Genomic DNA, 25,773 nt, shown 5'->3' on the forward strand with positions numbered 1-25,773 from the left:
TGGCGGTGTTCTGGTCGACCGTGCTGGCGGCGGCCGTCAGCTACTTCCGGCGCGAGACGGCGCTGACCCCGCCTCGCCTCGTCCAGGCCCTGGCTGCGGGCTCGGTCGGGATGCTCAACGTCGCCGCCACCTGCGCGGCCGCCGGCATCATCGTCGGCGTCGTCACGCTCACCGGCCTCGGCCTCAAGTTCAGCGCCATCGCCATCGAGCTCGCCGGCGGCAGCCTGGCGCTGACGGCGCTCTTCACCGCCCTCATCGTCTGGATCGTCGGCCTCGCCGTGCCGGTGACCGCCAGCTACATCATCTGCGCCGTCATCGCCGCACCGGCGCTGACCAAGCTCGGCGTGCCGGACTATGCCGCGCACATGTTCATCTTCTACTACGCGGTCCTGTCGGAAGTGTCGCCGCCGACGGCCCTGTCCCCCTTCGCGGCGGCCGCCATCACCGGCGGCGACCCCTACAAGACGACGCTGCAGGCGTGGAAATACACCATGCCCGCCTTCCTCGTGCCCTTCGTCTTCGTCCTCGACCCGCTCGGGGTCGGCCTGCTGCTCGACGTCGCCAAGGCCGGGGGCTGGGACGACGTCGCGTGGATCACGCTGACGACCACGGTCGGCATCGGGGTGCTGGCGGTCGCCGCCCAGCGCTGGCTGCTGGCGCGCCTGGGCGCGCTGGAGCTGCTGGCGGCGGTCGTCTCCGGCGTCTGCCTCCTGTTCCCCGGCGTGATCGCCGGCTTCCTGCCGGCCGGGCTGCCGCTCGGCGAGGTCAAGGCAGCGGGCCTCGCGGTCTTCGTCGGCCTCGTCGCGCTGCAATGGCTGCGACGGCGCGCCGTGCATCCGGCATAGGAGTGGTGGCGCCGGCCGCAGCGCCGGACTGCTGGAAACGAGGGGCCGGCTCCCAGCCGGTCAAACGGCTTGAAATCCGCCGCTGCGGCGGTCGATGATCGGACAGGTCCGGCCGCGCCAGGGCTCGAGCCGTGGCAGCGCTGGACGGCTCCCGACTTCCTCGGTTCACCCGCATGCGCGCGGAAGGAGGCGGACAGATGCTGCGTCGCGTGTCCCTTTCGATCGCCCTTCTGTTCGCGGCTCTCGGCCCGGCCGTGCCCCTGGCCGAGGCGCAGAATCTCTTCTATTTCTGGTTCCGGAACTGCGACACCGACAGGGCCACCATCAACGTGGACGTTTTCGACGGTGCCGACATGGCGCGCATCTTCCCGATTTCCCAGGCCAAGGGGCTGGCGCACAGGCAATCCGCCCAACTCCATTGCGTGCCGGGGACGGATTACGGGGAGAAGGGCTGCCACGTCTTTGTCGACAAGGGATCGATCGAGTATCGGATCCGCATCGAGGAAGACACCTGTTTCGAGGGTCGGTACGAATATTGGGTCTTGCCGCACTACGCGTGCAGTTGCTGAGTGCCGGACGGCCGAACGGACCGGGGCCGGTACGGGCGACGCCCAGCCCGGGACGCGGGCGGCGCGTGCGGGGCGGACCAATCCCAATTCGCTGAAATCGCTTAACCTTCGGGCGTGCGGGCACTAAAGTCCCGCGATTGGCTGGGGTGCCGGCGGGAATCTCGGAATTCGCGCCGGCTGAGAAGACACCCATCGAACCTGATCTGGATCATGCCAGCGAAGGGAGCCCTCGGTGATCTCGGACAGCATTCCCTCGTCGGTCGGCCGCGTCCTCGTCGTCGGGGGCGGCATCTGCGGCCTCGCGGTCGCCTGGCGGCTGGCGCAGGCGGGCGCGGACGTCGCCGTGTTCGACGCCGGCGAGCCCGGGCGTGGCGCGACCTGGGCGGCCGGCGGCATGCTGGCCGCCACCCTGGAGGCGGAGCCCGGCGAAGAGGCCATGCTCGGGCTGGCGCGCTGGTCGCAGGATCTCTGGCCGCGATGGGCGGAGGCCCTGGGCGCTCCGGTCGGCTATCGCGACGAGGGCACGGTCCATCTCGCCGTCGGCCGCGACGAACTGGCGGCGCTGCACCATCGCCTGCGCTACCTCCGCCGCCTCGCGCTGCCCATCGAGTGGTGGGATGCTGCCCCCCTGCGCGAGCGGGAGCCGGCGCTCAGTCCGGACGTGCTGGGGGCGATCGCCAGCCCCGGCGATCATCAGGTCGATCCCCGGGCCGTCGTGCCGGCATTGCTGGCGGCGCTGTCGGCGGCCGGGGTGCCGGTCGAGGCGGGGGCGCCCGTCGCCGCCATAGAGCCCGAGGGCGGCGGCTGGAGGGTGCATCTCGGCGACGGCCGGCGCGAGCGCGCCGACCATGTCGTGCTGGCGGCCGGCGCCTGGACGGGTCGCATCTCCGGCTGGCCGGCGCCGCCGGTCCATCCCGCCAAGGGCCAGGCGATCGTCCTCGAGACGGACCCGGCGGCGCCGTTGCTGCGCCATGTCGTCTGGGGGGCCGGCATCTACCTCGTGCCGCGCGCCGACGGCCGGCTCTATGTCGGCGCCACGGTCGAGGACCGCGGCTTCGACCGGCAGCCGACGGCCGGCGGCGTCCTGTCGCTGCTTCAGGCGGCCTGGCGCATCCTTCCCGGCCTGGAGGAACTCCCGGTCGTCGAACTGGTCACCGGCCTGCGGCCGCGCAGCCGCGACGACCTTCCCATCGTCGGCCCGGTCGGGCCCGGCCTGCACGTCGCGACCGGGCACCACCGCAACGGCATCCTGCTCGCGCCCGCGACGGCGGAACTGGTGCTGGCCGGCATCCTCGGCCGGCCGGCTCCGGTCGACGACACGCCCTTCCGGCCGGCGCGCTTCGCCGGCCGGATCGAATCCCGGATGGACGCATGAACGAGATCCTGGTCAATGGCGCGCCCAGCGCCTTTCCCGGCGGCACGGTCGCCGAACTGCTCGACGCGATCGGCGTCGGCCGCGAGCGCCCCGGCATCGCCGTCGCCCGCAACGGCGAGCTCGTGCGCCGGCGCGAGTGGGCGGCGACGGCGGTCGCCGCCGGTGACCGGGTCGAGGTCGTGACCGCGCGCGGAGGAGGGTGAGCGATGACGGACCACCGACCGGACGTGCTGGAGATCGCCGGCGAACGCTTTGATTCGCGGATCCTCATCGGCACCGCCGGCTATCCGAGCCGCCAGGTGCTGCTTGACGCCGTCGCGGCGAGCGGGGCGGAGATCGTCACCGTGTCGCTGCGCCGGGTGTCGCTGGCGGGCGAGGCGGACGATCTGGTCGGGCTGCTCGCCGGGCGGCGGCTGCTGCCCAACACCGCCGGCTGCAGCACCCGCCGCGACGCCATGCTGACGGCGGAGCTGGGGCGCGAGGCGCTCGCCACCGACTGGGTGAAGCTGGAGCTGATCGGCGATCGCGAGACGCTCTATCCCGACGGCAGCGAACTGGTGGCGACGGCGGCGGAGATGGTGCGCGAAGGCTTCACCGTGCTGCCCTACGCGACCGACGACCCGGTGCTCTGCCGGCGGCTCGCCGATGTCGGATGCGCGGCCGTCATGCCGCTCGGCTCGCCCATCGGGTCCGGCCTCGGCATCCTCAACCCGTTCAACATCGAGCAGATCGTCCGGCGCAGCCCGGTCCCGGTCATCCTCGACGCCGGGATCGGCACGGCGTCGGACGCCGCGCTGGCGATGGAACTGGGTTGCGCCGCGGTGCTGCTGAACAGCGCCGTCGCCAAGGCCCACGATCCCGTGCGCATGGCGCGGGCGATGGGGCTCGCGGTGGCGGCCGGGCACGCGGCGGCGCAGGCCGGGCGGATCCCGAAGCGCCGCTATGCCGAGGCGTCGAGCCCCCAGCTCGGCCTCATCGGCAGCTGAGGATCGTCAGCCGCCGCAGCGCGCCCGCATGTCCGCCATGGCCGCCGGCAACCCCTCCAGCGGCACCTCGATCAGCCGGTCGAGCATGCGCACGACGGATAGGGTGCGGGCGGCGGCGAGCGCCCGGGCGGCGGCCTCCTCCTGGCCCGGCGTGCCGACGATGGCGCCGTCGCGAACCCGTGCCGGCAGGCGCTGGAGGTCGGCCAGCAGGACGACGCGATCGCCCGGCTGGACGAGACCCGCGTCCCGCGGGCCGGGGTGGAAGGCGATCGTGCCGGGAAAACCCGGCACTGCGTCGCGCGGCCGCTCGATGGCGAGCCGGCGGCCCTGCGGCCCGGTGCGGCTGACCGCGCAACGGTCGGCATCGGCCGTGACCTGCCACGGGCCGTAGGCGAACGTCGCGGGCGCGGCTGGGGCCGGGAGCGGCGGGGCGGCGGCCGCGTCCGGCGGCTTCAGGGCGGCGATCCGCTCGGCGATGGCGCCCGCGATGCAGCCGCGAAGGGCGCCGGCCGCGTCCGGCTGGCGCTCGCATTCGGCCCGGCGGCGCAGCCAGGCCTGCTGCTCCTGTCGCACCCGGGCGGCGCCGGATTCCCCCGCTGCGGCCAGCCGTTGCCGGTAGAGATCCGACATCCGGCGGTCGGCGTCGGCGAGGCCGGCGTCGGCGCAGATCGCCGTTTCCACCCGGGTCTTCGCCCGGGCGCAGTCGAAGCCGGGGCGGCCCGCCGGCTCCGCCGATGCCGGCAGCGCGGCGAGGGCGGCTACTGCACCAGCCGCAAGCGCGTGGCGAAGACGCCGAGCGCGTCGTCGATGGAGCCCGCCTGGGCGAGGCGCTGGCGTCCGCTCATGACGATCCATTGGCTCTGTCCGTCGCTGCCGGGCGGTCCCTTGACAATCGCATAGAGCGGCCGCTCGTGCGTGTGCCGATAGACGGAGAAGACCGCGCGGCCGGGGGTATGGTCGATGGCGTAGTCGCGCCATTCGCCGCTGCTCACATGCCGGCTGTAGAGGCCGAGGAGCCGGTTGAGCTCGCTGCGGTTGAAGTAGACCGGGCGCTGGCGCCCGCGGTAGTCGGACAGGCGGAATACGGTGGATGCCGGTCGCGCCACGGGAGCCTCTGTCACACCCTGAAACGGCGGTCAGTGTTCCCGATTTTCATCAAATCGTAAAGCGGCGGCACGGTTTGCCTTTGCGGGGGGCTGCCGGTATGGTGCCGGGCGTTTTCCGGCCGGAGTGATCGGCGTGGCCGATATTTTTCAAGAAGTTGACGAGGAACTGCGGCGCGACCGTGCCGCCGCGCTGTGGCGCAAGTACGGGATCTACGTGATCGCGGTGGCGGTCGTGCTGGTCGCCGCCACCGCCGCGTGGCAGGCGTGGCGGTACTACGAGACGCGCCAGCGCATCCAGGCCGGAGACCGTTTCACCGAGGCGATGCTGGCGGCGAACCAGGGGCAGACCGACGCCGCCGTCGCCACCTTCGCCGGGATCGCCACGGACGGGCCGCCGGGCTATGCGATGCTGGCCCGGATGCAGGGCGCGGCGCTCAAGGTCCGCGCCGGCGACCGGGCCGGGGCGGCGGCGATCTATGACGGCATCGCCGCGGATGCCGGCGTGCCCGAGACCTATCGCGAGGCGGCCCTGCTGCTCTCGGTGATGCAGCAGGTCGATACCGGCGATCCCAGGGCACTGTCGGAGCGGCTGACGCCGCTCGTCGCCGAGGGCAGTCCCTGGCGCCACTCGGCCCGCGAACTGCAGGCGGTGCTGGCGCTCCGCGCGGGCGACCCGGCCCAGGCACGCACGTTCCTGGAGACGCTGTCCAAGGATGCGGCGGCACCGCAGTCGATGCGGACGCGGGCGGCCGAGATGCTGCGCGCGCTGGGTGGTGGAGCATGATGGCGAACCTGTCCCGAGGCGGCCGTCGCGGCGCCGCCGTCGCGCTTCTCGTCGCCGGCCTCGTCGGCGGCTGCGACTGGTTCGGGGAATCGGCGGCGCCGCCGATTCCGGGCACGCGCATCTCGGTGCTGGCGCTCGACCGGCGGATCCAGCCCGACCCGGCCCTGGCGGGGCTGCGCGTCGAACTGCCGCGGCCGGTCGAGAACCGCGAATGGCCGCAGGCCGGCGGCTATCCCAACCACGTCATGCACCATCTGGCCCTCGGCGACGCGCCGAAGGTCGCGTGGCGGGCCAGCCTCGGCGAATCGGGCGGCGACGATCGCCGCATCCTGACCACGCCCGTCGTCGCGGCCGGCATGGTCTTCGCGATGGATTCCGGCCGCCGCGTCTCGGCCTTCAGCGCCGCCTCGGGCAATTCCGTGTGGTCCTTCGACCTCCGGCCCGAGGGCGAGCGGGACGGCGGGTTCGGCGGCGGCGTCGCCCATGCCGACGGGCGGCTCTTCGTCGCCACCGGCTGGGCCGAGGTCATCGCGCTCGACGCCGCCAGCGGCAAGGCGCTCTGGCGCACCGGCATCGCCGGGCCCGTGCGCACCGCGCCCACCGTCTCGGGCGGCCGGGTGTTCGCCGTCACCATCGACAACCAGCTCGAAGTGCTGTCGGCGGACGACGGACGCAAGCTCTGGAACCAGCCGGCGATCTCGGAGACGGCGGGCCTGATGGGCGGCGCCAGCCCGGCGGTCGAGGGCGACGCCGTGGTCGCGGCCTTCACCTCGGGCGAGCTCTTCGCGATGCGGGTCGAGAACGGCCGCGTCGCATGGCAGGACAATTTGGCCGCGGTGCGTCGGATCGACGCCATCTCGGACCTGGCGGACATCCGCGGCCGGCCGGTCATCGACCGCGGCAGCGTCTTCGCCGTCAGCCATTCGGGCCGGATGGTGGCGATCGACCTGCGCACCGGGAACCGCATCTGGGAACAGGAGATCGGCAGCCTCGAAAGCCCCTGGGTCGCGGGCGACTTCATCTATGTCCTGACCCCGGATTCCGAGGTCGTCTGCCTGTCGCGCGGCGACGGGCGGATTCGCTGGGTGCGCCCGCTGCCGCGCTACAAGCGCGAGGTCGAGCGCAAGGACCCGCTCTTCTGGACCGGGCCCGTCGTCGCCGGCGACCGGGTCGTCGTCGTCGGCTCGAACCGCGAGGCCTTCTCGATCTCGCCCTACACGGGCGAACTCCTCGGCACGATCCAGCTCCCCGATCCGGTCTATGCGGCGCCGGTGATCGCCGGCGGCACGCTCTACGTCGTCACCGACGAAGCGTCCCTGATCGCGCTGCGGTAGGGCATGTCGACCCGCATCGCGATCGTCGGGCGGCCCAATGTCGGCAAGTCGACCCTGTTCAACCGGCTGGCCGGACGCAAGCTCGCCATCGTCGACGACCTGCCGGGGGTGACGCGTGACCGCCGGGAGGCGGCTGCGCGCCTGGGTCCGCTGCGTTTCACGGCGATCGACACCGCCGGCCTCGAGGACGTGCGCGACGAGAGCCTGGAATCGCGGATGCGGGTGCAGACCGAACAGGCCGTCGACGATGCCGACGCGGTCCTGATGGTGATCGACGGCCGCGCCGGGGTGACCCCGCTCGACCGGCATTTCGCCGCCTGGCTGCGGCGCCGCGAGCGCCCGGTCGTGCTCGTCGTCAACAAGTGCGAGGGCCGGGTCGGCATGTCGACCCAGGGCGAGGCCTACGCCCTCGGCCTGGGCGACCCCGTCGCGATCTCGGCCGAGCATGGCGAAGGCATGGCCGAACTCTACGATGCGCTGGCGACGGCGATCGGCGAGCAGCCCGAGGACGCCGAGCCGGAGGCCGAGGCAGCACCCGGCGAGGGCGAAGAGGCGGCCGGCCAGCCGATCTCGATCGCCTTCGTCGGCCGCCCCAACGTCGGCAAGTCGACGCTGACCAACCGGCTGATCGGCGAGGACCGGATGCTGACCGGGCCCGAGGCCGGCATCACCCGCGACGCCATCGCGGTCGACTGGGAGTATCGCGGCCGCCGCCTGAAGCTGGTCGACACCGCCGGGTTGCGACGGCGCGCCAACGTCGTCGAGCGCCTGGAAAAGCTGGCGACCGACGACACCGACCGGGCATTGCGCTTCGCCCAGGTCGTGGTGCTGGTGCTGGACGCCACCCAGCCGATGGAGAAGCAGGACCTGACGATCGCCCGGCGGGTGGTCGACGAGGGCCGCGCCATGGTGATCGCCATCAGCAAATGGGACCTGATCGAAGACCGGCAGGCGGCCCTGCAGCGCTTCCGCGACCGGCTCGAGACCTCCCTGCAGCAGGTCAAGGGCATCGAGCTCGTGCCGGTCTCGGGCGAAACCGGGGCCGGCGTGCCGCGCCTGATGGAGGCGGTCTTCCGCACCTTCGAGGCGTGGAACCGCCGGGTCTCGACGCATGCGCTGAACCGCTGGCTGAAGGCGATGACCGAGCGCCATCCGCCGCCGATGGTCCAGGGCCGGCGCCTGCGCCTGCGCTACCTGACCCAGACGAAGATCCGGCCGCCCACCTTCCAGCTCTTCCTCAGCCGTCCCGACGCGCTGCCGGACGACTACGGCCGCTACATCGTCAACGGCCTGCGCGAGGATTTCGCCATTCCGAGCGTCCCGATCCGGCTGGTCCTGCGCAAGTCGGACAATCCCTTCGCCGACAAGGGCCGGGACGAGGACTAGGGCGGGCGTTCAGCGGCCGAATCCGTCGAGTGCGTCCGCGGCGCGCGCGATGGTCGCGTCCCAGTCGTCGGGACCGTCGGAGCGGAAGAGCCGCACCGAGGGATACCAGGGCGAGCGAGCGCCGGTCGGCAGCAGCCAGTGCCAGAGCAGCCCGCTGCCGCAGGGCAGCAGCACCCAGCAGGGCTTGCCGAGCGCTCCGGCGAGGTGCGCCGTCGAGTTGCTGGCCGTGATCACGAGGTCGACGGCGGCGATCTGGGCGAGGAGGCCGTCGATGTCCTGGAGGGGATCGATCTCGGGATCGACCTGGACGCGGCCGCCGGCGGCCGCCAGTTCGTCGGCGCTGTCGCCATGCTGCAGGCTGATCCAGCGGGCGGGACGGCGCGCGAAGAGCGGCCGCCAGTCCGCAAGCGGGATCGACTTGCGCAGCCCGAAGGCGGCATTGGTGCTTCGCCATGCGATGCCGACCACGAGGCGCTGCCCCTGGCTGCGGTAGCGGGCGGACAGCAGCGCAAGCCGCGTGGAATCGGCTCGGAGATAGGCCGGACGGTCCGGGAAATCGGCGAGGCTGGACCGGAAGAGGCGGGGCAGGCGGCAGGCGGGGAAGTGGGCGGAGACCGCCGGCGGCTCGCTGCCGCGGGCGACCAGCTCCAGGCCCGGCATCGCGCGTCGCAGGACCGGCAGCAGCCGTCGGTCGCACTCGACGACGAGCCGGCCTGCGCGCCGAGCGGCCTCCTCCGCCATCCCGAGGGACAGGACCTCGTCGCCGATTCCGTGCTGGCTCCACAATAGGACCCCGCCGGGCGTGCGACTGCCGTCCCAGGCCGGGACCGCGAAGCGGCGGCGGGTCTGGCCCGTCCAGTGGCGGTCGAGTTCGGCCCATGCTTCGGACAGGCGGCCGACCGCGACCAGCGCATGGCCGCGATTGTAGCTGGGCCCGGTGCCGGCCGGATCGAGCGCCGCCGCCGCCTCGTACTCGCCGACCGCCTCCGGGTAGCGGCCCGCGAGCATCAGCAGGTTGGCGAGGTTGGCCCGGATGTCCGCGGACGCCGGCGCCAGTGCGGCTGCGCGGCGCAACGCCGCCTCCGCCGCGCTCCAGCGGCCCAGTTCCAGGAGGGCGCTGCCGAGGTTGGAGAAATCGCCCGCCCGCGCGTCCGCCAGCCCGACCACGCGCCCCAGCAGGCGGGCGGCCTCGGCATGGTCGCCGGCACCGGCGGCGGCCGAGGCGGCGTCGCGCAGCAGCGCTGCCAGCAGTCGTCGCGACCGCGGATCCGTAGGGGCGGTGGCCGTCCGCTCCAATGCCGCGATGGCCTCGCCCGGCCGCCCGAGGCGGCGCAGCGACGACGCCAGGCCGAGCCCGGCGCGGATGTCGGCCGGGGCGCGTCGGACCGCCTCGGCATAGGCCGCGACCGCCTCGTCGGTCCGTCCGAGGGAGGTCAGGAGGTCGCCCAGTTCGCGGACGAGGCGGCCATCGCCGGGCGCCGCCCGGCCAGCCTGCGCCAGCAGTTCGAGTGCCCGCGGGCTGTCGCCGCTGCGGCTCGCCGCAAAGGCGAGGAGACGCAGGGCGCCGGCATGGGCCGGCGCGCGGGCGAGAACCGTCTCGCAGAGACGGGCCGCGGCCGAGAGCCGGCCGTCGTGGGCGGCGGCCAGCGCGCGGACGTAGTCGGTGTCGGCGCTGACCATCGCCCGGCCGCCGGGTCAGTGGGGGGCGGGCACCGCCATGCCACGGTCCTGCATCAGCGCGCGCAGGATGTCGGGGCGGTCGGTGATGATGCCGGCGACGCCGCGGTCGATGAGGCGGGCCATTTCGGCGCGGTCGTTGACGGTCCAGACCACGACCGGCAGGTCGAGGCGCTTCGCCTCGGCGAGGTCGGCGTCGCTGGGATCGCGCCAGAAGGGCGACCAGACGGCGCCACCGGCCGCCTTGACCATGCGCGGCACCGATCCGTCATGGTCGGCCGCGGCGATGCCGTCGGTCCAGGGGCTGGCGCCGGGACGTCCGGCCTGGATCGTGTCGAGGAACTCCTGCTGCGCCGACAGATGGACGGTCGGGATGCCGGGCCGCAGCTGACGGACGAGGCGGAGCGTCCGCCAGTCGAAGGACTGGACGGTGACGCGGCCGTCCATTCCGGCCGCTTCGATGGTCGCGAGCAGGCGCTCGACGATGGTCTCGGGCGCGGCCGTCTCTTCGGGGTGGCGGGGATCGATCTTGGTCTCGATGTTGAAGCGGACGGATCGGTCGCCGCGGGCGGCGACGGCCGCGAACACCTGCGCCAGGGTCGGGATCGGCTCGCCGTCGCGGCCGCGCTGCTCGGGATAGCGCCGGGCGTGGCGCGAGTTCGGATCGGCGCGGCCGACGTCGTAGGCCGACAGCTGGGCCAGCGTCAGGGCGCGCAGCAGGGGGCCGGGCGCGGCGATCCAGAGACCGTCGGGCCCGCGCGTCAGTTCCGGGTTGAGGCGGGCGTCGTGATGCACGACCACGACGTCGTCGGCCGTCAGCCGGGTGTCGAGCTCGAGAACCGAGACGCCCAGCGCCAGCGAGCCCGCGAAGGCGGTCAGCGAGTTCTCGGGCCAGAGGCCGCGGCCGCCGCGGTGGGACTGCAGCTCGAAGGCGCAGGCGGGCGCCACGGCCGCCGTCGCCAGGAGGAGCGCGGCGGCGATCCGTCTCACGCGAGCGCGACCCGCTCGCCCTGGCGGGAATAGTCCGGCATCAGCATCGGCAGCATGGCCTGCACGGCCTCGGCGGGCGAGCGCACGGTGCCCGGATCCTCGCCCGGGAAGGCGGCGGCGCGCAGGCCGGTCCGCATCGGTCCGGGGTCGAAGATGTTGGCCCGCACGGCGGTCGAGCCGAGTTCCGCGGCGTAGAGGCGGACCAGCGTTTCCAGCCCACCCTTGGCGACGGCGTAACCGGCCCAGTAGGCATCGCGGCCCGACGCTTCGGGGCAGCTCACGAACACCGCGCGTCCGGCGTCGGAGAGGCGGAGCAGGGGGTCGAGGCTGCGGATGAGGCGCCAGTTGGCGGTCAGGTTCACCGCCATCACGTCGGCCCAGTGTTCGGGCCGGATGTGTCCGACCGGGGTCAGCGTGCCGAGCGAGGCGGCGGCCGCGACCAGCATGTCGACCTTGCCGAAGCGCCCGTGCAGCGCCGCGCCGAGCTGGTCGATCCGTTCGACCTCCTTGAGGTCGAGCGGGACCAGGGTGGCGGTGCCGCCGGCGCGGCGCACGGCATCGTCGGTCTCCTCGAGGCCGCCGACGGTGCGGGCGAGCAGGATGACGTGGCCACCCTCGGCGGCGATCGCGACGGCGGCGGCGGCGCCCAGTCCGCGCGACGCCCCGGTGACGACGGCGACGCGCCCCGCCAGCCGGCGGGGAGTGGCAGCTTCGGACATGAAGGTCAGGCGATCTCGGCGAGCAGCGAAAGCTGGGTATTCGATCCGACCTCGTCGTAGTCGGACAGGGGCGTCGGATAGTCGCCGGTGAAGCAGGCGTCGCAGAATTGCGGCTGCCCGGGGTCGCGGCCGGGATGGCCCATGGCGCGGTAGAGGCCGTCGATCGAGATGAAGGCGAGCGAATCGGAGCCGATGAACTTCGACATGCCGGCGACGTCGAAGCGCGAGGCGAGGAGCCGTTCGCGCTCCGGCGTGTCGATGCCGTAGAAGCAGGAATTGCTGGTCGGCGGGCTCGAGATGCGCATGTGGACTTCGCGGGCCCCGGCCTGGCGCACCATCTCGACGATCTTGGTCGAGGTCGTGCCGCGGACGATGCTGTCGTCGACCAGCACCACCCGCTTGCCCTCGATCATGGCGCGGTTGGCGTTGTGCTTCAGCTTCACGCCGAGATGGCGGATATGGTCGGTCGGCTCGATGAAGGTGCGGCCGACATAGTGGTTGCGGATGATGCCGAGCTCGAACGGAACGCCGGCCGCCTCGGCGTAGCCGATGGCGGCGGGGACGCCCGAATCGGGCACCGGGATGACCACGTCGGCGTCGATGTGGCTCTCGCGGGCGAGCTCGGCGCCGATCCGCTTGCGCGCCTCGTAGACGCTTCGGCCCTCGACGACACTGTCGGGGCGGGCGAAGTAGATGTACTCGAAGACGCAGAAGCGCTTGGGCGGCCGCGCGAAGGGAAAGATGCTGCGGATGCCGGTCTCGTTGATGACGACCATCTCGCCCGGCTCGATGTCGCGGACGAAATCGGCGCCGATGATGTCGAAGGCGCAGGTCTCGGAGGTCAGGATCCAGGTGGTGCCGAGCCGGCCGAGGACGAGCGGCCGCACGCCGAGCGGGTCGCGCACGCCGACCAGTTCCTTGCTCGACAGGGCGACCAGGGAATAGGCGCCCTCGACCCGGTGCAGCGCGTCGATCATGCGGTCGACGACGGTGGCGCGCAGGCTGGTCGCAATCAGGTGGACGATGACCTCGGTGTCGGTCGTCGACTGGAAGAGGCTGCCGCGCCGCACCAGTTCGCGCCGGATGGCGTACGCGTTGGTCAGGTTGCCGTTGTGGCAGATGGCGAGGCCGCCGAATTCGAAGTCGGCGAAGAGCGGCTGGACGTTGCGCAGCGTGGTGTCGCCGGTGGTGGCGTAGCGCACATGCCCGATCGCGGTCGAGCCCACCAGGGACTGCATCGTCGCCTGCGAGGAGAAGTTCTCGCCGACCTGACCGAGGCCGCGATGGGCATGGAACTGGACGCCGTCGTAGCTGACGATGCCCGCCGATTCCTGGCCGCGGTGCTGGAGGGCGTGAAGGCCGAGCGCGGCATGGGCGGCGGCTTCCGGGTGTCCGAAGATCCCGAAGACGCCGCATTCCTCCCGCAGGTGGTCGTCGTCGTAGGGATGGGTGGTCAGCGTCTGCATCGCCGTTCTCCGCCGCCCGTCCGGCCCGGTTGGTAATCGCCGACCAACCGGTCGCCCAGGGGGCTTATAGCCGTCTCGAAAGCGTCACGCACGCGGATTCCTGCGGGCGGGCGACCCCGGAAACGCGCGACGCCGGCCCTAGGGCCGGCTCTGGTTAATCATCCGATCCATCTCGCGTCGCTCGCCCGGACTGTAGCCCGGCTTGGCCGGCGGCGTGCCGACCGGCGGGCTGGTCAGGGCGTCCAGCGTGCGCCGCGTGTCCCGGGTCTGGTCGCGCAGCCGCTGGCTCTCGTCGAAGGCCCGGTCGCGGAACTCCTGCGGCACCAGCCTCGTCAGCCATGTGGCCCCTTGCTGCACGAACGGCAAGGTGCGCGCGCCGGTGACCCAGGGCGGATGCTCGGCCGGGGGCAGCGCCCAGCCGAGCAGCAGATAGGCGAGGCACACCAGCGCCGCGCCGCGGACGATGCCGAAGACGAGCCCGAGCGTGCGGTCGACGGCGCTGAGGGCGCTGCCGCGGACGCGGCTGGCGATCGCGTGGGTCACCAGCGAGAAGACGATGAGGGCGAAGAGGAAGAGGACGGCGCCGAGCGCGATGTCGGCGATCAGGCTCGGGCCGAGGAGGTCGCGGGCATGCGGCCGCAGCGGCGTGAAGCCGTAGAGCGCGACCAGCGCGGCGCCGATCCAGCCGGCGACCGACAGGATTTCGCGGACGAAGCCGCGCATCACCGCGAACAGGGCGGACAGCAGGATGACGCCGAGGACGGCGAGGTCGAGGTAGTTGTAGGTCATCGCGCCGGCCGCCGAACCGACGGGCGGGCGTCGAAGAGGGCGACCAGGTCGGCGACGGTGCCGATCTCGGTCTGCGACAGTTCGGCCGGACGCGCGGCGCGACGCCCGCGCTGCGGCGGCATGAGCGCACGCTCGAAGCCGAGCTTGCCCGCTTCCTTCAAGCGCTGTTCCGTCTGGCTCACCGCGCGCACCTCGCCCGACAGGCCGATCTCGCCGAACACCACCGTCGCCGCCGGCAGCGCCTCGCCCGTCGAGGCCGAGATCAGTGCGGCGGCAACGGCGAGGTCGGCCGCCGGTTCCTGGATGCGCAGGCCGCCCGCGACATTGAGATAGATGTCGTTGGCGCCGATCGCCACCCCGCCGCGCGCCTCCAGCACCGCCAGGATCATCGACAGCCGGCCGCCGTCCCAGCCGACGACGGCGCGGCGCGGCGTGCCGGGCGCGGCCGGCGCCACCAGCGCCTGGATCTCGACCAGCATCGGCCGCGTCCCCTCCATGCCGGCGAAGACTGCGGCCCCCGAGACGTCGCCCTGCCGGTCGGCGAGGAAGAGGGCGGACGGGTTGGTGACCTCGGCGAGGCCGCGGTCGGTCATCTCGAAGACGCCGATCTCGTCGGTCGGGCCGAAGCGGTTCTTGACCGCGCGCAGGATGCGGAACTGGTGGCCGCGCTCGCCCTCGAAATAGAGGACCGTGTCGACCATGTGCTCGAGCACCCTGGGGCCGGCGATCGTTCCCTCCTTGGTGACATGGCCGACCAGCACCAGGCAGAAGCCGCGGCGCTTGGCCAGCCGGATCAGCTCCTGCGCGCTCGACCGCACCTGGGCGACGGTGCCCGGCGCCGAATCGAGCGAGTCGAGGTACATGGTCTGGATCGAGTCGATGACGACCATGGCCGGGGCGTCGCCCTGGTCGAGGGAGGCCACGATGTCGCGCACGCTGGTCGCCGAGGCCAGCGCCACCGGCGCCTCGGCGACGCCGAGGCGGCGCGCCCGCATCCGCACCTGCTCGACCGCCTCCTCGCCCGAGATGTAGACGACTGCGCCGGTGCCGGCGAGGCGGGCCGCCACCTGCAGCAGCAGGGTCGATTTGCCGATCCCGGGGTCGCCGCCGACCAGGAGCGCGCTGCCCGGCACCAGGCCGCCGCCCGCGACCCGGTCGAACTCGCCGATGCCGGTGACGCGCCTGGGCGCCTCCCGCTCGCTGCCGGCGAGGCCGACCAGTTCGATCCGCCGCCCCTTGCCGGGGCCGAGGCCCTTGGGCGGCGCCTCGCCGCCGGCCTCCTCGACCAGGGAATTCCAGGCGCCGCAATCCTCGCAGCGGCCGGCCCATTTCGGATGGACGGCGCCGCATTGCTGGCAGACGTAGCGGGCAGCCGCCCGGGCCATGGCGATCAGGAGCGGGGCGGAGGGGCGGCCGTCACAGCGGCCGCACCTCCATCTTGATCGGCCCCTCGGCATGCCCGTTCACGAACTGGTCGACATAGGCGTTGCCGGAGGAATCGATCGCCGACGCCGGGCCGTTCCAGATGATGCGGCCGCCGTAGATCATCGCCACCCGGGTCGCGATCTTGCGCGCCGAATGCATGTCGTGGGTGATGGTGATCGTGGTCGCGCCGAGTTCGTGCACGCAGTCGACGATGAGGTCGTTGATGACGTCGGCCATGATCGGGTCGAGGCCGGTCGTCGGTTCGTCGAAGAGGATGATCTCGGGCTCGGTGGCGATGGCGCGGGCCAGCGCCACGCGCTTCTGCATGCCCCCGGAAAGCTCCGACGGGAAGAGGTTGCCGACCGGCTCGCCGAGCCCGACGGCGGAAAGCTTGCGCAGCGCCACCTGGCGGGCCTCGGCGCGCGGCATCCCGTGGCCCTGGATGAGCCCGAAGGCGACGTTCTCCCAGACCGGCAGGCTGTCGAAGAGGGCGCCACCCTGGAACAGCATGCCGAACTTGGCCATGACGCGCTCGTGACCGCGCCGGTCGAGGCGGGTGATGTCCTCGCCGTCGATGACGATGCTGCCGGCATCGGGCGGAATCAGCCCGAGGATGCACTTGATCATCACCGACTTGCCGGACCCGGATCCGCCGATGACGACGAGCGATTCGCCCTGGGCGATGTCGAGGTCGACCCCGTCGAGCACGACCTTGGAGCCGAACCGCTTGGTCAGGCCGCGGACCTGGATCTTGGGGGACGCGGTCATTGCCGGGAGAAGAAGAGCTCGGTGACGAGATAGTTCGAGAGCAGGATCAGGATGGAGGCAGTGACCACGGCCTGCGTCGTCGCGGTGCCGACGCCCTGGGCGCCGCCGCGCGAGCGGTAGCCGTGGTAGCAGCCCATGAGCGCGATCAGGAAGCCGAAGACGCTGGCCTTCACGAGGCCCGAGACCACGTCCATGACCTGCAGGTACTCGAAGGTCCGCTTGAGGTAGTTGGCCGGGTTGAAGCCGAGCTTGTGGACCGAGACGACGTAGCCGCCGAACACGCCGATGACGTCGGCGACGAGCACCAGCAGCGGCAGCATCGTCATGCCGGCGATGAGCCGCGGCGCCACCAGATACTTCAGCGGGTTGGTGGCGAGGGTGGTGAGGGCGTCGATCTGCTCGGTCACCCGCATGGTGCCGATCTCGGCGGCCATCGAGGCGCCGATGCGGCCGGCGACCATGAGGCCAGCGATGACCGGCCCCAGTTCGCGGGTGATCGAGATGACGACCACCGTCGGGATGGCACTGTCGGCGGCGAAGCGGGAGAAGCCCGTGTAGCTCTGGAGCGCCAGCACCATGCCGGTGAAGAGCGCCGTCATGCCGACCACCGGCAGCGAATAGAAGCCGATGTCGAGCATCTGGCGCCCGATCAGGCGCGCGTGCCAGGGCGGCCGGACGGAAAGCGCCATGGCGCGCCCGGCGAACAGGCTGACGGAGCCGGTCATCGCCAGCAGTTGCAGGACGGCGCGTCCGATGGCGGCAAGGAAGCCCATGCGGGGCGGCTAGGCCGGGTCGCGGTAGACGCGGGCGTAGCGCTGCCCGAGGCCGGTCAGGAACTCGTAGCCGATGGTGCCCGCCTCGGCCGCGACGGCATCCAGCGTCCGCCCGTCGCCGATGGCGACCACCGCGGCACCCGGTCGGACATCGGCTTCGGCACAGTCGGTGACGTCGAGCGTAATCAGGTCCATCGATACCCGGCCGATGATCGGTGCCGCCGCGCCGTTCAGGAGGAAATGGCCGCGGGAGCTCGACGACCGCAGGAACCCGTCGGCATAACCGATTGGAACCGTTGCGACTTTCGTCGGCCTGGAGGCACGGTGCGCCGCACCATAGCCAACGCTCTCCCCCCGGTCAATGGAGCGCACCTGCAGGATCCGGGCCTCGAGACGGACGACCGGCCGCATCGGGTTGGGCCGGTCCGGCGTCGGGTTGACCCCGTACAGGGCGACGCCCGGTCGGCCGAGGTCGAAATGGTACTCGGGCCCGAGGAAGATGCCCGAGGATGCGGCGAGGCTGGCCGGGACCCCCGGAAAGAGCCGGCGGGCGGCATCGAAGCGCGTCCGCTGGCGCCCGTTCAGCGGGTGGCCGGGCTCATCGGCGCAGGCGAGGTGGCTCAGCAGCAGCACCGTGGCGATGCCGGCGAGACGGTCCGGCTCGCGCTCCAGGACCCCGACCTCCGCCGGCGGCAGGCCGAGGCGGGCCATGCCGGTGTCGATCTGCACGATCGCGGGCAGGGGACGGCCGAGCCGGGCGGCGCGCCCGCGCCACAATGTGATCTGCCCGAGGTCGTTCAGGACCGGCAGCAGGTCGTGGGCGAGAAACGTCTCCTCCAGCCCGTCCCAGATCCCGTTCAGCACGGCGATGCGGGCGGACGGGGGCAGCGCGGCGCGCAGCGCGACGGCTTCGCCGAGATGGGCGGTGAAGAACCAGTCGGCGCCGGCGGCCGCCAGCGCGCGGGCGACCGGCACCGCGCCCAGGCCGTAGCCGTCCGCCTTGACCACCGCCGCGCACGGCACGCGGCCCAGGCGATCGCGGAGAATCCGGTAGTTCGCCGCGACGGCGCCGAGGTCGATCGTCAGCGTCGCCCCGGCCCCGGGCGGGGCGTCAGTGGTGCTCATCGGGGAGCCGGTCGTCCTCGGCCAGGTTGTCGAACTTGGTGATGCGGCCGTCGAAGCGCAGCCGCACCGTCCCGGTCGGTCCGTGGCGCTGCTTGGCGATGATGACCTCGGCGGTGTCGGCCACTTCCTGGAGGCGCTGCGACCAGCGCTGGTAGCGGTCGTTGAACTTGTCGTCGGTCTCCTCCGGCCGGCGCGCCGGCTCGTGGCGGAGATAATATTCCTCGCGGAAGACGAACATCACGACGTCGGCATCCTGCTCGATCGAGCCCGACTCGCGGAGGTCGGCGAGCTGCGGCCGCTTGTCCTCGCGCTGCTCGACCGCGCGCGAGAGCTGCGAGAGCGCCAGCACCGGCACGTTCAGTTCCTTGGCGATGGCCTTCAGCCCGCGGGTGATCTCGGAGATCTCCTGCACCCGGTTCTCCTGGCGCGCGGTCGACGAGCCGCGCAGGAGCTGGAGATAGTCGACGACGATCATGCCGAGGCCGCGCTGGCGGGCGAGCCGGCGGGCGCGGGTGCGCACGGCGGAGATGCTGAGTGCCGGCGTGTCGTCGATGAAGAGCGGGATCGAGGCCAGCGTCTGGCTCGCCTCGACGAACTTCGGGAACTCCTCGGCTTTGACCTCGCCACGGCGGATCTGGTCGGAGGGCACGCCGGACACTTCGGCCAGGATGCGGGTGGCGAGCTGCTCGGCCGACATCTCGAGGGAGAAGAAGGCGACCACCGCGCCGTCCTCGGCCTTGACGCTGCCGTCGGGATTGCGGCCCTCGCGGTAGTGGCAGGCGGCGTGGAAGGCGATGTTGGTGGCGAGCGCCGTCTTGCCCATGGCCGGGCGGCCGGCGAGAATCACGAGGTCGGACGGGTGGAGGCCGCCCAGGCGCCGGTCCATGTCGATGAAGCCGGTGGCGACGCCGGCCACATGGCCCGAGCGCTTGAAGGCCGCTTCCGCCATGCGGATCGCCTCGACCAGCGCGCTCTCGAAGGTGCGGAAGCCGCCTTCGCTGCTGCCGGTGGTGGCGAGGTTGAACAGGCGCTGCTCGGCGGTCTCGACCTGGGTGACGGCGGTGACGTCCGGACCCGAGTCGTGGGCGGTGTTGACGATGTCCTCGCCGAGCGCGATCAGTTCGCGGCGCAGCGCCAGGTCGCGGATCGCCTGGGCATAGTGCTCGGCATTGATGATGGTGGCCGAGGCGGCGGCGAGGCGGGCGAGGTAGGCGGCGCCACCGACGTCGGCGAGCGCCCGGTCCTGCTCGAAATAGGTCCTGAGCGTCACCGGATCGGCGATCTGGCCGCGTTCGATCAGCTTGGCGGCGGCGCTGAAGATCCGGGCATGGGCCGGGTTCGAGAAATGTTCGGCCGCGACGATCTCGATGACGCGCTGGAATGCCTGGTTGTTGACCAGGATGGCGCCGAGCAGCGCCTGTTCCGCCTCCTCGTTGCGGGGGGGCGCGCGGTAGGCGGGATCTTCGCCGATCCGGCTGCCGGTCGCGATCGAGACGATGTTCTCCATCGCCCGAGACTACGCGATCCGCACCGCCGGTGGGCGGGCAATTCATCCACAGGCCTGTGGAACCCGGGAGACCGGGCGGCCGGCCTCAGGCGGCGATGTTCGCCCGGGCGTCGGTGCGCTGCTCCCAGTCGGGGATGTAGTCGCGGGTGAGCGGTACGGTATCCAGGCTGCGGCTCATCTGCATCTGGAAGACCATGTGCCCCTGGTTGACGAACGCGAGCTCGCAGCCGACGAGGTAGAATTCCCACATTCGGCAGAAGCGCTCGTCGTAGATGCGCCGGATCTCGTCGCGATGGGCGAGGAAGCGCTGGCGCCAGTGGCGCAGCGTGTGCGCGTAATGCAGGCGCAGGATCTCGATGTCGGTGACGAATAGGCCCGTCCGCTCGACCACCGGCAATACCTCCGACAGGGCCGGGGAGTAGCCGCCGGGGAAGATGTACTTGCGCAGCCACGGGTTGGTCGCGCCCGGCCCGTCGGACCGGCCGATCGAGTGGAGGAGGGCGACGCCGTCGGGCGTCAGCAGGTCGCGCACCTGATGGAAGAAGGCGGGGTAGTGCCGGACCCCGACATGCTCGAACATCCCGACCGAGACGATGCGGTCGTAGCGTCCCTTCTCCTCGCGGTAGTCGCGCAGGAGGAAGCGCACGCGGTCGGAAAGGCCGGCCTTGCGCGCCCGCTCCTCGGCCACCTTGTGCTGCTCTTCGGAGAGGGTCAGGCCAGTGACGTCGACGTCGGCCGTCTGGGCGAGATAGAGGGCGAGGCCGCCCCAGCCGCAGCCGATGTCGAGCACCTTCTGGCCCGGCTGCAGCAGCAGCTTGGCGGCGAGATGGCGCTTCTTGTTGCGCTGCGCCGTTTCCAGGTCGTCGCCGGGATCGGTGAAATAGGCGCAGGAATACTGGCGGTCGGCGTCGAGGAAGAGGTCGTAGAGCCGTCCGGACAGATCGTAGTGGTGGGCGACGTTCGCCTTCGCCTTGCCCACCGGATTGTACTGGCGCAGCCCGCGCAGCCACCGCTCCACGGCCCGGCCGGCCTTGAGGACGGGCGGCTCCGGCATGCGGGCGAGATTCTCGGTCGCCAGCAGCAGGAAATCGTAGAGATCGCCCTGCTCGATCGTCAGCGTTCCGTCCATGTAGGCTTCGCCGACATGGAGTTCCGGCTTCAGGGCGAGCTTGGTGTGGAGCGAGCGGTCGTGCAGGCGGACGACGACCGGCGCGCCGGCGCCGTCGCCGAAGGTCCAGCTTCGTCCATCCGCATCGACGAGAGCGAGATTCCCGTATCGGACGAGGCGACCGAGAAACCGAGCGAACAGCATGGCGACGTTCCATCCCGGGCAAGCGATGCCGGTGCGCGGAAGGTCACCCCGAGTCCGAGGATCCGCGCTGTCGGGAATTACGCCACAACCGCGACTCTGCCTCAATAGTCAGCAGCAATCGCGTCGCTGGTCGCGATCAAGGGCTTAGCCGGGAGGAACCGGGCGATGCCGGTCCCTCCCGGAAGCGGTCATGCCTCCGGAGCGGCCTCGTCGGCCTCGGCGGCCGGTTCGACGGCGGCCGGAGCGGGCGCCGCGGCGCGGGCCTGGGCGGCGGCTTCCTCGGTCGACTGGGCGACGTTGACGGTGACCGTGACCGCCACCTCCGGGTGGAGGGCGACCCGCACCGTGTGCAGCCCGAGGGTCTTGATCGGCTGGGCGATCAGGACCTGGGCGCGCTCCACCGTGAAGCCGGCGGCGGTGACGGCGTCGGCGACGTCCTTGGGCGACACGGAGCCGTAGAGATGGCCCGACTCGCCAGCCTGGCGGACGGCGACCACGGCGAGGCCTTCCATCTTCGCCGCCACCGACTGCGCCTCCTCGCGGCGCTTCAGGTTGGCCGCCTCGAGCTGCGCGCGGCGCGTCTCGAAATGCGACAGGTTCTCCTTGGTGGCGCGCAGCGCCTTCTTCTTCGGCAGCAGGAAGTTGCGCGCATAGCCCGCCCGCACCTTCACGACTTCGCCCATCTGGCCGAGATTCTCGACCCGCTCGAGCAGGATCACGTCCATCGTACTACTCCTTCTCGGCCGAGGGCGGCTCGCCGAGGCGCCGCCGGATTCCGGCCCACTGCTCTACGAAACCCAGGACGACCAGCGCCATCGCCGGCCATCCGAAGACCATCACCGCCGCATAGGTCCCGACCAGGATCACCCAGCGGAGCGGCCGCCGCCGGGCGTAGGCATGGACCACGGCGAGGCCCACGAAGAAGAACGGCAGGCACAGCACGAGGCTCAGGTTCGAGCCGAAATGCGACGCCACGCCGCCGCCGAGGATCGAGAGCGCCAGCGCCGCGGCGACCGGTGCGAGCGCCCAGCGGGGCAGCTCGATGTCCGAGACCCGCGGGGTCGGACGCCGGTTGTAGCCGAAGCGGACCAGCGCGCCCTGCGCCAGTGCCCCGTTGACCACCACCATGACCATCCACGACACCAGCACGATCGACGGAAAGAGCGGCGCCACCGCCCCCACCGCCCGCTCGATCTGGCTCTCCGAACCGCCCACCATCAGGGCGAGGCCGGCCCTGAGGAACCGCTCGACGGTGCCGGGCAGGCCGCCCTCGGCGCCCGAGAAGGCGACATAGGCGGTGACCAGGCCCGCGACCGCCATGCCGGTCAGCCAGGTGACCAGCAGACCGGGCGGATACCAGCCGACCCCTCCCTCGGGCAGCGGCCGGCTGAGCAGTGCCAGCCGGCTCAGCCAGTAGGCGGGCAGCACGTTGATGACCAGGAAGATGACGGCGAACAGGCCGCTCTCCAGGACGATCAGCAATGCCGCGGCAACCGCCCCGGAGATCGCCAGCATCCCCGCCGAATGACCGAGGCCCACCGCGAACAGCGGGAGCTGGGTCAGGTAGGCGAAGATGATGGCGCCCGGCGTTCCGATCGTGGCGGCGAGCGCGAACAGTGCGCTCGCCAGCCCCGCCGCGAAGGCATGGAGGACCGGCGCCTGCATGGCGTCGCTCCCGACCTCCCGTCGTTGCCGGCCCTACTTCACGATGTAGGGCAGGAGGCCGAGGAAGCGCGCCCGCTTGATCGCCTGGGCGAGCTCGCGCTGCTTCTTGGCCGACACCGCCGTGATCCGGCTCGGCACGATCTTGCCGCGCTCGGACACGAACCGCTGGAGCAGCTTGACGTCCTTGTAGTCGATCTTCGGCGCGGTCGGGCCGGAGAACGGGCAGCTCTTCCGCCGCCGGAAGAACGGGCGCCGGCCACCGCCGCCGCCGCCGCCACCACCGCCACCCATCGGGGCCCTCATGCCTCACCTCCGGCGTCCGGCGACGCCTGTTCGCGCTCGGCGCGGTCTCCACGATCGCCCCGGTCGCCGCGATCGCCGCGGTCCCCACGATCACCGCGGTCGCCGTACTCGCGGCGCGGCCGGTCACGCTCGTCGCGGCCCTTGGACTGCATCATCGCCGACGGGCCTTCCTCGAGGGCGTCGACGCGCACCGTCAGGTGGCGCAGCACGTCCTCGTTGATCCGCATCGTGCGCTCCATCTCGGTCACCGCCGCCGGCGGGGCCTCGATGTTGAGCAGGACATAGTGCGCCTTGCGGTTCTTGCGGATGCGGTAGGCGACGTTGCGCAGGCCCCAGTACTCTCGCTTGGTGACCTGGCCGCCATTCTCGACGATCACCGTCGCGAACTGCTCGGTCAGCGCCTCGACCTGGTTCGCGGCGATATCCTGACGAGCAAGAAATACGTTCTCGTAGAACGCCATCGTGCCAATTACTCCTTATGGCTATTCGCGCCTCCGGGCCGCCGATCGCTTTCGGACAGCAGAAGAGGCCTAGCCGGCTGGGCCGGCAAGGAGCGAAGGCGCGGGAATATACACATCCGCGTCCGGGGCGCAAGCGCGGCCCCGGCTTGACACGACCGAGGGCGCGCTTATGAGTGGCCGGCGTTCGCGAGGGGGGAAATGAGCAGAGCATTCGTCTTTCCGGGGCAGGGCTCCCAGGCGGTCGGCATGGGACGGGACCTGGCCGACGCCTTCCCGGCGGCGCGCCTCGTCTTCGAGGAGATCGACGACGCGCTCGGGCAGAAGCTGTCGCGCCTGATGTTCGAGGGGCCGGAGGCCGACCTGACGCTGACCGAGAACGCGCAGCCGGCGCTGATGGCGGTCAGCGTCGCGGTGGCGCGGGTCGTCGAGGGCGAGATCGGCCGGCCGCTGTCGTCCCTGGGGGCGATCGTCGCCGGCCATTCCCTGGGCGAGTATTCCGCACTGGCCGCCGTCCGGGCCTTCGCGCTCGCCGACGCCGCCCGGCTCCTGAAGCTGCGCGGCCAGGCGATGCAGAAGGCGGTGCCGGTCGGCGTCGGGGCGATGGCGGCGCTGCTCGGGCTCGACCTCGAGCAGGCCCAGGCGGTCGCCGCCGAGGCGGCCCAGGGCCAGGTGTGCGATGCCGCCAACGACAACGCGCCCGGGCAGGTGGTGGTGAGCGGCCACCGCGAGGCGGTCGAACGGGCCGTCGAGATCGCCGGCGGCCGCGGCGCCCGGCGCAGCATCCTGCTGCCGGTCAGCGCGCCGTTCCATTGTGCCCTGATGGCGCCGGCCGCCGAGGTCATGGCCGACGCGCTGGCGGGGGTCGCCATGGCGCCGCCGACGCTGCCGCTGGTCGCCAACGTCACCGCTGCGCCATCGAGCGATCCGGAGACGATCCGGCAACAGCTCGTCCGGCAGGTGACGGCGATGGTGCGGTGGCGGGAGAGCGTGCTGGCGATGAAGGCGGGCGGGATCGCCACCGTCGCCGAATTCGGCGCCGGCAAGGTCCTCTCGGGCCTGGTCAAGCGCATCGACCGCGAACTGGCGACCCAGGCGGCGGGAACGCCGGCCGAGGTCGACGCATTCCTCAAGACTCTCTGACGGAAGGCGGGCGCATGTTCCGGCTGGACGGCAAGCGGGCGCTGGTGACCGGCGCCTCGGGTGGGATCGGCGGCGCGGTCGCGCGGGCGCTGCACGCGCAAGGGGCGGCGGTGGCGCTCGCCGGCACCAGGCGGCCGGCGCTGGAGGCGCTGGCGGCCGAACTGGGCGAGCGGACGGCCGTGGTCACGGCCGACCTCGCCGATCCGGCGTCGGCCGATGCGCTGGTCAAGGCGGCCGAGGCGGCGCTCGGCGGCGTCGACATCCTCGTCAACAATGCCGGCCTGACGCGCGACGGCCTCGTCATGCGGATGAAGGACGAGGACTGGCAGCGCGTGCTCGACGTCAACCTGACGGGCGCCTTCCGCCTCACGCGGGCGTGCCTGCGCGGGATGATGCGGCAGCGCTGGGGCCGGATCGTCTCGGTGACGTCGGTGGTCGGGCACACCGGCAACCCGGGCCAGGCGAACTACGCGGCGTCCAAGGCCGGGATCGCCGGCATGACGAAGGCGATCGCCGCCGAGGTCGCGTCGCGGGGGATCACCGCCAACTGCGTCGCGCCGGGCTTCATCCGGACCGCGATGACCGACGTCCTCACCGACGAGCAGAAGGACCGGATCCAGACCCAGATTCCGGCCGGGCGCATGGGGACGGCCGAGGAGGTCGCCGCCGCGGTGGCGTGGCTCGCCACTCCGGAGGCCGGCTACGTCACGGGCCAGACGATGCACGTCAACGGCGGGATGGCGATGATCTGAATCGCGTGCCGTGCCGCCGTCCCGGCGGCGCTGGCCAACCCGGAACGTTCATGGTATGGGGGCGCGCTTACCCCAGATTTCCGCAATACCGGCCCCAACGCACCGTCCGCGCTGGTGCCGATCTCGAAGTCAAGCCGGTCATATCCAGAGGAAGGCCAAGATGAGCGACGTCGCCGAACGGGTTAAGAAGATCGTGGTGGAGCATCTCGGGGTCGAGGAAGGCAAGGTCACCGAGAACGCGAGCTTCATCGACGATCTGGGCGCCGACAGCCTCGACACCGTCGAACTGGTGATGGCCTTCGAAGAGGAATTCTCGATCGAGATTCCGGACGACGCCGCCGAGAAGATCGCGACCGTGAAGGACGCGATCGAATTCATCAGCAAGAAGCAGGCCTGAGGCGGGGGCCGACGGTCCCTGGCATCGCCGATGCGTCGCGTCGTCGTCACCGGACTCGGCCTCGTCACCCCGCTCGGGGTGGGGGTCGAGCACAACTGGAAGCGCCTGATCGCCGGCGA

29 protein-coding genes and 1 riboswitch are annotated in these 25,773 nt (G+C 71.9%); of the genes, 12 read left to right on the forward strand and 17 right to left on the reverse strand.

What is annotated here, in order from left to right; genetic code table 11:
• The 5 genes from ACE3Q3_RS08700 to ACE3Q3_RS08720 form a co-directional block, all read left to right on the forward strand.
• Nucleotides 1-845 (forward strand): TRAP transporter large permease subunit (locus ACE3Q3_RS08700; RefSeq protein ID WP_374444587.1); only part of this gene is annotated, 845 nt, incomplete at its 5' end.
• Between the two features lie 197 nt (nucleotides 846-1,042).
• Nucleotides 1,043-1,414 (forward strand): hypothetical protein, encoded by a 372-nt coding sequence (locus ACE3Q3_RS08705; RefSeq protein WP_374444588.1) that lies wholly within the window; start codon nucleotides 1,043-1,045, stop codon nucleotides 1,412-1,414.
• A 132-nt stretch (nucleotides 1,415-1,546) separates the two neighbouring features.
• Nucleotides 1,547-1,656, forward strand: a riboswitch (TPP riboswitch).
• On the forward strand, nucleotides 1,647-2,789 hold the full coding sequence (gene thiO / locus ACE3Q3_RS08710) for a glycine oxidase ThiO (protein ID WP_374444591.1): 1,143 nt from the start codon (nucleotides 1,647-1,649) through the stop codon (nucleotides 2,787-2,789). It overlaps the preceding riboswitch by 10 nt.
• Nucleotides 2,786-2,992: a sulfur carrier protein ThiS gene (thiS, locus tag ACE3Q3_RS08715; RefSeq protein ID WP_374444593.1), complete on the forward strand. Its 207-nt coding sequence runs from the start codon at nucleotides 2,786-2,788 to the stop codon at nucleotides 2,990-2,992. Before thiO ends, thiS begins: the two co-directional genes overlap by 4 nt.
• A gap of 3 nt (nucleotides 2,993-2,995) precedes the next feature.
• Complete coding sequence (locus tag ACE3Q3_RS08720; protein ID WP_374444595.1) at nucleotides 2,996-3,775, forward strand: thiazole synthase; 780 nt, start codon at nucleotides 2,996-2,998, stop codon at nucleotides 3,773-3,775.
• A gap of 6 nt (nucleotides 3,776-3,781) precedes the next feature.
• Here ACE3Q3_RS08720 and ACE3Q3_RS08725 read toward each other — a convergent pair whose 3' ends face one another.
• Nucleotides 3,782-4,630 carry a lysozyme inhibitor LprI family protein gene (locus tag ACE3Q3_RS08725; protein WP_374444597.1) on the reverse strand — a complete coding sequence of 283 codons (849 nt, stop codon included), beginning with the start codon at nucleotides 4,628-4,630 and terminating at the stop codon, nucleotides 3,782-3,784.
• Nucleotides 4,534-4,881 (reverse strand): DUF2794 domain-containing protein, encoded by a 348-nt coding sequence (locus ACE3Q3_RS08730; protein WP_374444600.1) that lies wholly within the window; start codon nucleotides 4,879-4,881, stop codon nucleotides 4,534-4,536. Before ACE3Q3_RS08730 ends, ACE3Q3_RS08725 begins: the two co-directional genes overlap by 97 nt.
• 133 nt (nucleotides 4,882-5,014) lie before the next feature.
• Here ACE3Q3_RS08730 and ACE3Q3_RS08735 point away from each other — a divergent pair, with 133 nt between their 5' ends.
• Genes ACE3Q3_RS08735 through der form a run of 3 tightly spaced genes read left to right on the forward strand, consistent with a single transcriptional unit; the run spans nucleotide 5,015 to nucleotide 8,385 of the window.
• Nucleotides 5,015-5,665: a tetratricopeptide repeat protein gene (locus ACE3Q3_RS08735; protein ID WP_374444603.1), complete on the forward strand. Its 651-nt coding sequence runs from the start codon at nucleotides 5,015-5,017 to the stop codon at nucleotides 5,663-5,665.
• Complete coding sequence (locus tag ACE3Q3_RS08740; RefSeq protein ID WP_374444605.1) at nucleotides 5,662-6,999, forward strand: PQQ-binding-like beta-propeller repeat protein; 1,338 nt, start codon at nucleotides 5,662-5,664, stop codon at nucleotides 6,997-6,999. The genes ACE3Q3_RS08735 and ACE3Q3_RS08740 overlap by 4 nt, the downstream gene beginning before the upstream one ends.
• A gap of 3 nt (nucleotides 7,000-7,002) precedes the next feature.
• A complete protein-coding gene (der, locus tag ACE3Q3_RS08745; protein WP_374444607.1) occupies nucleotides 7,003-8,385 on the forward strand; it encodes a ribosome biogenesis GTPase Der in 1,383 nt (460 codons plus the stop codon).
• A gap of 9 nt (nucleotides 8,386-8,394) precedes the next feature.
• Here the strand turns inward: der and ACE3Q3_RS08750 are convergent, their stop codons facing one another.
• The 15 genes from ACE3Q3_RS08750 to rpsF all read right to left on the reverse strand — a co-directional run bounded on the left by ACE3Q3_RS08750 (nucleotide 8,395) and on the right by rpsF (nucleotide 23,365).
• Nucleotides 8,395-10,065, reverse strand: coding sequence for a tetratricopeptide repeat protein (locus ACE3Q3_RS08750; RefSeq protein ID WP_374444610.1), 1,671 nt, complete (start codon nucleotides 10,063-10,065; stop codon nucleotides 8,395-8,397).
• Nucleotides 10,066-10,080: 15 nt separating this feature from the next.
• Entirely contained in the window at nucleotides 10,081-11,052 is a 972-nt protein-coding gene (locus tag ACE3Q3_RS08755; protein WP_374444613.1) for a glycerophosphodiester phosphodiesterase, read from the reverse strand.
• On the reverse strand, nucleotides 11,049-11,771 hold the full coding sequence (locus tag ACE3Q3_RS08760) for an SDR family NAD(P)-dependent oxidoreductase (RefSeq protein ID WP_374444615.1): 723 nt from the start codon (nucleotides 11,769-11,771) through the stop codon (nucleotides 11,049-11,051). The genes ACE3Q3_RS08755 and ACE3Q3_RS08760 overlap by 4 nt, the downstream gene beginning before the upstream one ends.
• A 5-nt stretch (nucleotides 11,772-11,776) precedes the next feature.
• Entirely contained in the window at nucleotides 11,777-13,237 is a 1,461-nt protein-coding gene (gene purF, locus ACE3Q3_RS08765; protein ID WP_374444618.1) for an amidophosphoribosyltransferase, read from the reverse strand.
• A 138-nt stretch (nucleotides 13,238-13,375) separates the two neighbouring features.
• Complete coding sequence (locus tag ACE3Q3_RS08770) at nucleotides 13,376-14,026, reverse strand: CvpA family protein (protein WP_374444621.1); 651 nt, start codon at nucleotides 14,024-14,026, stop codon at nucleotides 13,376-13,378.
• Nucleotides 14,023-15,411: a DNA repair protein RadA gene (gene radA, locus ACE3Q3_RS08775; RefSeq protein WP_374444623.1), complete on the reverse strand. Its 1,389-nt coding sequence runs from the start codon at nucleotides 15,409-15,411 to the stop codon at nucleotides 14,023-14,025. Before radA ends, ACE3Q3_RS08770 begins: the two co-directional genes overlap by 4 nt.
• Nucleotides 15,412-15,442: 31 nt before the next feature.
• A complete protein-coding gene (locus ACE3Q3_RS08780) occupies nucleotides 15,443-16,219 on the reverse strand; it encodes an ABC transporter ATP-binding protein (RefSeq protein WP_374444626.1) in 777 nt (258 codons plus the stop codon).
• Entirely contained in the window at nucleotides 16,216-16,992 is a 777-nt protein-coding gene (locus ACE3Q3_RS08785; RefSeq protein WP_374444629.1) for an MlaE family ABC transporter permease, read from the reverse strand. The genes ACE3Q3_RS08780 and ACE3Q3_RS08785 overlap by 4 nt, the downstream gene beginning before the upstream one ends.
• Nucleotides 16,993-17,001: 9 nt before the next feature.
• Entirely contained in the window at nucleotides 17,002-18,117 is a 1,116-nt protein-coding gene (gene alr, locus ACE3Q3_RS08790) for an alanine racemase (protein ID WP_374444631.1), read from the reverse strand.
• Nucleotides 18,104-19,624, reverse strand: a complete 1,521-nt coding sequence (locus tag ACE3Q3_RS08795; RefSeq protein WP_374444633.1) for a replicative DNA helicase — start codon at nucleotides 19,622-19,624, stop codon at nucleotides 18,104-18,106. The genes alr and ACE3Q3_RS08795 overlap by 14 nt, the downstream gene beginning before the upstream one ends.
• 85 nt (nucleotides 19,625-19,709) lie before the next feature.
• Nucleotides 19,710-20,936 (reverse strand): class I SAM-dependent methyltransferase, encoded by a 1,227-nt coding sequence (locus ACE3Q3_RS08800; RefSeq protein ID WP_374444635.1) that lies wholly within the window; start codon nucleotides 20,934-20,936, stop codon nucleotides 19,710-19,712.
• Nucleotides 20,937-21,124: 188 nt separating this feature from the next.
• The gene (gene rplI / locus ACE3Q3_RS08805) at nucleotides 21,125-21,661 is read right to left on the reverse strand and encodes a 50S ribosomal protein L9 (protein WP_374444638.1); all 537 of its coding nucleotides are present in this window, start codon (nucleotides 21,659-21,661) and stop codon (nucleotides 21,125-21,127) included.
• A gap of 4 nt (nucleotides 21,662-21,665) precedes the next feature.
• The gene (locus ACE3Q3_RS08810; protein WP_374444641.1) at nucleotides 21,666-22,601 is read right to left on the reverse strand and encodes a DUF2232 domain-containing protein; all 936 of its coding nucleotides are present in this window, start codon (nucleotides 22,599-22,601) and stop codon (nucleotides 21,666-21,668) included.
• 33 nt (nucleotides 22,602-22,634) lie between these two features.
• The gene (rpsR, locus tag ACE3Q3_RS08815) at nucleotides 22,635-22,904 is read right to left on the reverse strand and encodes a 30S ribosomal protein S18 (RefSeq protein WP_374444643.1); all 270 of its coding nucleotides are present in this window, start codon (nucleotides 22,902-22,904) and stop codon (nucleotides 22,635-22,637) included.
• Complete coding sequence (gene rpsF / locus ACE3Q3_RS08820; RefSeq protein WP_374444646.1) at nucleotides 22,901-23,365, reverse strand: 30S ribosomal protein S6; 465 nt, start codon at nucleotides 23,363-23,365, stop codon at nucleotides 22,901-22,903. The genes rpsR and rpsF overlap by 4 nt, the downstream gene beginning before the upstream one ends.
• 198 nt (nucleotides 23,366-23,563) lie before the next feature.
• Here rpsF and fabD point away from each other — a divergent pair, with 198 nt between their 5' ends.
• From fabD to ACE3Q3_RS08840, 4 genes are all read left to right on the forward strand, one after another.
• Complete coding sequence (gene fabD / locus ACE3Q3_RS08825; RefSeq protein ID WP_374444649.1) at nucleotides 23,564-24,505, forward strand: ACP S-malonyltransferase; 942 nt, start codon at nucleotides 23,564-23,566, stop codon at nucleotides 24,503-24,505.
• 14 nt (nucleotides 24,506-24,519) lie between these two features.
• Complete coding sequence (fabG, locus tag ACE3Q3_RS08830) at nucleotides 24,520-25,257, forward strand: 3-oxoacyl-[acyl-carrier-protein] reductase (RefSeq protein WP_374444652.1); 738 nt, start codon at nucleotides 24,520-24,522, stop codon at nucleotides 25,255-25,257.
• Between the two features lie 160 nt (nucleotides 25,258-25,417).
• Nucleotides 25,418-25,654, forward strand: coding sequence for an acyl carrier protein (locus tag ACE3Q3_RS08835; protein WP_374444653.1), 237 nt, complete (start codon nucleotides 25,418-25,420; stop codon nucleotides 25,652-25,654).
• Nucleotides 25,655-25,684: 30 nt separating this feature from the next.
• Nucleotides 25,685-25,773: beta-ketoacyl synthase N-terminal-like domain-containing protein (locus ACE3Q3_RS08840; protein WP_374444657.1), on the forward strand; the 89-nt coding region annotated here is incomplete at its 3' end.

Origin of the sequence: Allostella sp. (assembly GCF_041913585.1) — a bacterium.
GTDB lineage: Bacteria > Pseudomonadota > Alphaproteobacteria > ATCC43930 > Allostellaceae > Allostella.

What these genes read in the sequence shown, in the direction of transcription:
- ACE3Q3_RS08705 (WP_374444588.1), top strand. Translation starts at nt 1,043, where the DNA reads ATGCTGCGTCGCGTGTCCCTTTCGATCGCCCTTCTGTTCGCGGCTCTC.
- thiS (WP_374444593.1), top strand. Translation starts at nt 2,786, where the DNA reads ATGAACGAGATCCTGGTCAATGGCGCGCCCAGCGCCTTTCCCGGCGGC.
- ACE3Q3_RS08720 (WP_374444595.1), top strand. Translation starts at nt 2,996, where the DNA reads ATGACGGACCACCGACCGGACGTGCTGGAGATCGCCGGCGAACGCTTT.
- ACE3Q3_RS08725 (WP_374444597.1), bottom strand. Translation starts at nt 4,630, where the DNA reads ATGGATCGTCATGAGCGGACGCCAGCGCCTCGCCCAGGCGGGCTCCAT.
- ACE3Q3_RS08740 (WP_374444605.1), top strand. Translation starts at nt 5,662, where the DNA reads ATGATGGCGAACCTGTCCCGAGGCGGCCGTCGCGGCGCCGCCGTCGCG.
- der (WP_374444607.1), top strand. Translation starts at nt 7,003, where the DNA reads ATGTCGACCCGCATCGCGATCGTCGGGCGGCCCAATGTCGGCAAGTCG.
- ACE3Q3_RS08750 (WP_374444610.1), bottom strand. Translation starts at nt 10,065, where the DNA reads ATGGTCAGCGCCGACACCGACTACGTCCGCGCGCTGGCCGCCGCCCAC.
- ACE3Q3_RS08760 (WP_374444615.1), bottom strand. Translation starts at nt 11,771, where the DNA reads ATGTCCGAAGCTGCCACTCCCCGCCGGCTGGCGGGGCGCGTCGCCGTC.
- purF (WP_374444618.1), bottom strand. Translation starts at nt 13,237, where the DNA reads ATGCAGACGCTGACCACCCATCCCTACGACGACGACCACCTGCGGGAG.
- ACE3Q3_RS08770 (WP_374444621.1), bottom strand. Translation starts at nt 14,026, where the DNA reads ATGACCTACAACTACCTCGACCTCGCCGTCCTCGGCGTCATCCTGCTG.
- radA (WP_374444623.1), bottom strand. Translation starts at nt 15,411, where the DNA reads ATGGCCCGGGCGGCTGCCCGCTACGTCTGCCAGCAATGCGGCGCCGTC.
- ACE3Q3_RS08780 (WP_374444626.1), bottom strand. Translation starts at nt 16,219, where the DNA reads ATGACCGCGTCCCCCAAGATCCAGGTCCGCGGCCTGACCAAGCGGTTC.
- ACE3Q3_RS08785 (WP_374444629.1), bottom strand. Translation starts at nt 16,992, where the DNA reads ATGGGCTTCCTTGCCGCCATCGGACGCGCCGTCCTGCAACTGCTGGCG.
- alr (WP_374444631.1), bottom strand. Translation starts at nt 18,117, where the DNA reads ATGAGCACCACTGACGCCCCGCCCGGGGCCGGGGCGACGCTGACGATC.
- ACE3Q3_RS08795 (WP_374444633.1), bottom strand. Translation starts at nt 19,624, where the DNA reads ATGGAGAACATCGTCTCGATCGCGACCGGCAGCCGGATCGGCGAAGAT.
- ACE3Q3_RS08800 (WP_374444635.1), bottom strand. Translation starts at nt 20,936, where the DNA reads ATGCTGTTCGCTCGGTTTCTCGGTCGCCTCGTCCGATACGGGAATCTC.
- rplI (WP_374444638.1), bottom strand. Translation starts at nt 21,661, where the DNA reads ATGGACGTGATCCTGCTCGAGCGGGTCGAGAATCTCGGCCAGATGGGC.
- ACE3Q3_RS08810 (WP_374444641.1), bottom strand. Translation starts at nt 22,601, where the DNA reads ATGCAGGCGCCGGTCCTCCATGCCTTCGCGGCGGGGCTGGCGAGCGCA.
- rpsR (WP_374444643.1), bottom strand. Translation starts at nt 22,904, where the DNA reads ATGAGGGCCCCGATGGGTGGCGGTGGTGGCGGCGGCGGCGGCGGTGGC.
- rpsF (WP_374444646.1), bottom strand. Translation starts at nt 23,365, where the DNA reads ATGGCGTTCTACGAGAACGTATTTCTTGCTCGTCAGGATATCGCCGCG.
- fabD (WP_374444649.1), top strand. Translation starts at nt 23,564, where the DNA reads ATGAGCAGAGCATTCGTCTTTCCGGGGCAGGGCTCCCAGGCGGTCGGC.
- fabG (WP_374444652.1), top strand. Translation starts at nt 24,520, where the DNA reads ATGTTCCGGCTGGACGGCAAGCGGGCGCTGGTGACCGGCGCCTCGGGT.
- ACE3Q3_RS08835 (WP_374444653.1), top strand. Translation starts at nt 25,418, where the DNA reads ATGAGCGACGTCGCCGAACGGGTTAAGAAGATCGTGGTGGAGCATCTC.